Source organism: Sulfurovum sp. bin170 (genome assembly GCF_010892395.1).
Taxonomy (GTDB): domain Bacteria; phylum Campylobacterota; class Campylobacteria; order Campylobacterales; family Sulfurovaceae; genus UBA1140.
The window spans coordinates 1-5,847 of sequence record NZ_JAACKB010000246.1 but is presented as its reverse complement, the minus strand read 5'-3'; the positions used below and the strand labels follow the sequence as shown (position 1 = coordinate 5,847).

At 37.2% G+C, this 5,847-nt stretch carries 2 protein-coding genes; both read left to right on the top strand.

Going from position 1 to position 5,847, the window contains the following annotated elements:
* Positions 1 to 66 precede the first annotated feature (66 nt).
* Positions 67 to 2,364 carry an Ig-like domain-containing protein gene (locus GSY74_RS05905; protein ID WP_164664176.1) on the top strand — a complete coding sequence of 766 codons (2,298 nt, stop codon included), beginning with the start codon at positions 67 to 69 and terminating at the stop codon, positions 2,362 to 2,364.
* Between the two features lie 2 nt (positions 2,365 to 2,366).
* Complete coding sequence (locus GSY74_RS05900) at positions 2,367 to 5,630, top strand: DUF4092 domain-containing protein (RefSeq protein ID WP_164664175.1); 3,264 nt, start codon at positions 2,367 to 2,369, stop codon at positions 5,628 to 5,630.
* Positions 5,631 to 5,847 lie beyond the last annotated feature (217 nt).

Genomic DNA, 5,847 nt, shown 5'->3' with positions numbered 1-5,847 from the left:
TATTAATCATTTATTTATCATTTTTTTACTCTACAATAAAGTTTAAAGACATACAAGGATGAGGAAATGCAAAAAAAGGTTATATTTAAATATATCTTTACTTTTATAGTAATGATACTATTTACCGCATGTGGTGGAAGTTCATCTTCTAGTAAAGAGGAAAATAGTAAGATAGTAGGGTATCTAATAGACTCTCCTGTAGCTAATCTGAGCTATCAATGTGGAGGAGCAACTGCAAAGACTGGAACTGACGGAAAGTTTGAGTGTAATGAACTTCCTGTTATTTTTATGGTAGGAGATATAGAGGTTGGTAGACTTCATCAGATGACGGATGATGGCAAAGTCTATCCACAAGATTTAGCAGGAGTTGCTAGAGATGACTTTACCCATCCAGAGGTGCTTAAGATAGCATCTTTTTTACAGTCACTAGATGATGATGGGGATATTTCAATTGCTATTACCATTCCTGATAATCTACAGATTGATAGTACAAAAAATCTTAGCCAGATGAGCCAAGCAGAAGTTGAAGAGCTTTTAAGAGCGAGTGGTATAGAGCCTGTAACGCTAAAGGAGGCAGAGGAGCATCTTAGAGAGAATACTCCTATTGAGGATAATCAGACAGATAGTAGTAGTGAAGAGGCAAATACGCCAGAGACCAATAGTAGTAGCTCTTCAGATGCACCTACAGAGGAGTCGAACAGTAGCTCTTCAAATACAACAACAACTGGTTCTAACACTAATATCAAAGATACCACTCCACCAACAAAACCAACTCTAACATCTACACCAACTATAACCAATCAAGAGAGTGTTCAAGTAGAAGTTAATGGAGAGGTAGGAGCAACTCTTTTTGTTAATAGTACTACACGAGGGGAATTAGATAGCAATGGAACATTGATTATCTCACTAGATACATCAGGAGCTGATGGATTTAGGGATTTCAACATTACAATCAAAGACAGTAGCAATAATGAGAGTTATGCATTGAATCTTCGTATAACCAAGGACGCAACTGCCCCTGCGACCAATGCAACCATGACCAGACTCATAACAGATGATACCACTCCTGCTCTTGGTGGTAATTTACCTACAGGAAGTAGTGATAGTAATACGATAAATTATACGGTTTCAATAGAGATTGACAACGAGACTTATAGTGCTACTAACGATAGAGATGGAAGTTGGAGTCTGTCTGATAATTTGATTAGTACACTCGATGAGGGTATATATAGTATAAAGATTATTGTAAGTGATGAGGCTAAAAATGAGAGCAATACCACTATCCCAAATATCGTAGAGATAAATACTAGCAATACAACCAACAATGGCTTTTTTATAGATAGTAAGGTTGAAGGCGTTAGATATGTATCTGGTAGTTATAGTGGATATACCGATAGTAACGGTATGTTTAAATATGAAAAAGATTCAGAGGTGAATTTTTATATAGGTGAAGAGAGTAGTGGCATATCTTTGGGGAGTGCCGTGGTAAAAACAGACCCGTACAATAGTGAAAGAAAGATAGTTACTATTTTTGATGTGGCAGGTTCCCAAGATGAAAATAGTCAAAAAGTACTCAATATGGGTAAACTTTTACAATCACTTGATGTTGATAAAGATGTCTCTAATGGAATTACCATAGATAGTCGCTCAAAAGAGTCTATTGCACTACTAGGATTAAAAGAGAAGATAGATTTTGATGTGGAGGTAGAGACATTTCATAACAATAGTGATATTTATAATCTTTTTAATGATTTAGCTACCCATTTTGGAGAGCATAGAGGGCTTGTAGATACAGACGATGCCAAAGCTCATTTGGTGGCAGTAAGAGACAATAACTTTACTACAAAGAGATTTGATACAGGGAGTATAGTGACTGCAACAAGAAAAGAGATTGAGATATTAACAGGTACTTTTAAAACGGTTGGTGGTGTTGTCGAAGGCTTGGAGTATCGGAGTGGAAATCAGTTTGGACGAACCACAGCTACGGGTGAATTTAAGTATGAGGAGGGCAAAAAAGTAAAGTTCTATATCTATCAACTTGAATTGGGGATTACAGAGGCTAAAGCAATTGTAACACCTGCTGACTTGGTTCCATCAACCTCATTTAACCATCCAAAACCTAGAAATATTATAAGATTGCTTAATGCATTTGATGCCGTTGCTGATGATAGCAAAGTAACTATAGACAAAGCGGTTAGGGAGTCTTTGGAGAAGTATCGTTCACAGATTGACCTTAATCTTCAAGATGGAAAAGCCAATGCTGAACTTAGTATCCCAGCAGGAGCTGATGAGTTTGGAGCTCAATTTGAAGATTTTGAGATGGGTAAAGAGATTTTAGATGAGATTGATAGGTTAAGGGTTTAATGATGAAAAAAAATATTATAAAATTAGGTATCGTAGCGTCATTGGCTACCACTTCACTGCTCTTTGCAGGAATGGATAGCAGTGTAGATATTGATACTGATGGTTTAAAATCAGCTAGTGTGGCTAGTGATGTAGATGCACAGTTAGAGAAGATTTTCAATGGGGTTCGTGAGTTTCATATCTTTAGAATGCAGTTTAGTATGTGGGGTAGTACAGATACTTATACCACGCTAGTAACAGGTCAAAATGGATTTCCAGTATTTTCTGCACGAAGTGATAAAGATCCTAAATATACCGATTATCCTATTGATTATGCCAATAAAACACTTCCAAGATACAGACCTGTACGACCACCTGAATCGGTTAAGAGTTACTATAGTGACAATAGCATCACCTTGGGTGATGAAAAAACAGCAACCTATCACGCCCCAATAGTCGCAGCAGGAACGATTGGAAAAGGTAGAGTTTTGATGATGGGGAGTCATCTCTATGACTCTATTTTGGTAAATCCTAGAAACTATTCAGACAATGCAAATAACAACAATAAAACTTTGTCTCCAGATTCAGCAGATATGGAGAACTTTTTTCAAAATACTCTTGCATGGTTAACCGAACAGAATGAGAACAGTAATAACAGATACTCAAAAAATGGTGAAGCCATCAAAGTACTCTCCAATAAAAACAAAGCCTCTTTTGTGAAAGCCTATATGAATAGCTATAACTTTGTTGAGTTTAAGATGCATAGCAGTTTTAATATTGCAACTGATGAGAATCCCAAATATGTTCCCACTTGGAAAGAGGCAAGTACAGATGGTCTATTAAATCCTGCTACCTATCCATTGGTTATTTTAGAAGATTTTCAGATGAGAACAGCATTTAAAGCTTACAGTAAACCAGGTGAAGAGCTTGATGGAACGGTAAGAAAAACGCAAATGGATGAAGTTAATTTGATTGTGGAGTATATCCGTGCAGGTGGAGGGGTTTTGATAATGGAGTCTCCACGCTTTGCAGACTCACTAGGAGTAACAGAGACAGCATCCAATGAGATTATGAAACTAGCAGGGGTAACTTCATTTTTTGCCAATAATAAAGGAGATGTAAAACTACTCCCCAATAAAAATGAACCAGGTGGTGTACATCAATATGATATGTGTCTGGTAGATTATATTGGTCATACTGATTTGCAACGACGACTAGGTATGGATGATTATAGTAATATTCCATCAACTCTACAAGATTTAAAAGATAGATTAATATTAAAGAGTAATATCTCATATCTTGAAGAGGTATTGAAAGACAGAGAGAGAAAAATTTTTATTGAAGGAAATCAAACTACACCAACTTTAACTACTTCTGATTGTGGAACCGTTGAAGTAGAGTTAGCAGATGGAAATAAATCAGCAGTACAAACTCAATTGGTCAAAGGTGATGGTATTATTCAGCAAGACCAATATGATAGATATGCCAAATATCCAATTGATTTAAACTTCGTCCAAGCCCAAGGTGATGTGGGTGGAAGCATGAATACGCTGCTATCTCATGAACTCAAAACAAATCTACTCTCAGAAGTAGATTTAAACCGTGAATATACCAATATGTCGGCTCTGCTTCTGAATGATGCCGTTTTTACAGGTGAGAAGTTTCAGTCGCTCAATGATTTAATGGCAAAATATAAAGCAGGTGGAGCATTTGTTAATGGCAGTGGTGAGTTCTATCCAGGATTTAGCTTTGCCACTAAAGATGTGCTTGACTTTAGACGAAAACCCGTCACCAGAGTGATGGTAGAGAGAGCTTTTTATGATACAAGTCTAAAGTATGACCCATCTCAATTCCCTGGACAGACTGAATCAACAGGGGGGAGTGAGAGTGCTACTATATATCTCAAACGAAACACAACGCATCAAAAGTGGTACGCAGGGAATATGCAATCAACAGGACTCTATGCACCTGCTCATACAGATATAACTGTAACCCTACCTGCTAATGCAGATGAGACAAAAATGCAACTACAAATAGGTCTAGGTGATAATGTGGGTGGTATCTTTAGACATGAGATTAACTTAAAACGACCACCAAAATATGTGAAAAAGTATAAGTTTATAAGTGGTGGCAGTGCTACCAAGACAATTACAGTACAACACCCTTATGGAGGGTTGATTTTTCTGAAATCATTTGACAGTACCAAAGCTGAAAATGATACGGCTATAGTATCATTTGATGGAGTACAAAAAGTTGTTAGATTTGTTCTTGGTGAAACCACATCTGACCAATGGGATACAATCAAAAATTCACCTGCACCCAAAGCTGAATTGGAGTCAAAACACTATATTCTTACCGTGGCTAAAGCCAATATCGCATCACTAAGTTTTGCTGATGTTACAAGAGTAGCCACCGAGTTTGATACTATGACACAAAATGCTTATGACTTCTATGGATATGATAGAATTTGTGGTGATACCTTTACCGAACACACTCCACCAAGTTGTTCTAATAATAAAAAAATGGCTCATAAAAACAGAGAGGTGTTTGACCCGCATATTAGCATAGGTGCTGGACATTCAGGGTATCCGATGATGGTTATGCAGTGGAATCCAAGCAGTACAGCATTCCCTCAAGATGCGACATCAAGCTTTTTACTATGGCATGAGATGGGTCACAATATGGTAGAGTCATGGTTGGGCATAGCAGGAGCAACAGAAGTTGCTAACAATGTGATGTGTCTGCATCAACAGAAACGATTTAGTCAACCACTTAGAACCACAGGAAGTATTGCTAGTGTGGGAATTATCTTAGCCAAAGGGCAACCGTGGGCAGATGGTGGTAACTTTGGACGGTTGTTGATGTTTCATCAATTGGCTAAATGGATTGATGTGAACTACTTAGATGATTTTAAAACCAATAACTCTAAATACTATGAGGCTAATGGAAGTGTAAAAACAGCCTATCCTTTCTTGGATGGTGATGGATTTGATATTTATAAGATTTTACATCGTGAAGCAAGAGATAGAGCAACAAGCAGTGATAAATATGATGCTTGTATGAAGCAATCAGGTAAAACTAAAACAGATATGTTGGCTATCTGTAGTTCAACCATACTAGAGCTTGATACCAAATCATTTTTTGAAAGATGGAGAGCAGGAGTTATAGGAATTGGTAATGTTGGTGGTCAGAATATCTATGAATCATCAGGGGGAATTAGTTCAGGGTTGAGTACGGGGTATGCTACGGCTCCTAGTCCTAGTATTGAGAGTTATAGTGGGGATTAGTCATATTTTTTAATAGAATAATTATATGAGTCAACTGTAAGTAGTTGACTCGCCTACGAGTGTAGGCATAATTTATATGCTATTAGACTTCTTGCAAAACTCATTTGGAATCGGAGACTTTAGTCCAATGCCAATGAATTAAGCTTTTTTTGAACCAAATAGTTCGGGTGTAAACACGCCGATTCCGAAAATGCAAATTGCATATAAGGAAACGATG

Bases quoted from the DNA above. Each gene is read 5' to 3' on its own strand.
- GSY74_RS05905 (WP_164664176.1), top strand. From the start codon at position 67: ATGCAAAAAAAGGTTATATTTAAATATATCTTTACTTTTATAGTAATG.
- GSY74_RS05900 (WP_164664175.1), top strand. From the start codon at position 2,367: ATGAAAAAAAATATTATAAAATTAGGTATCGTAGCGTCATTGGCTACC.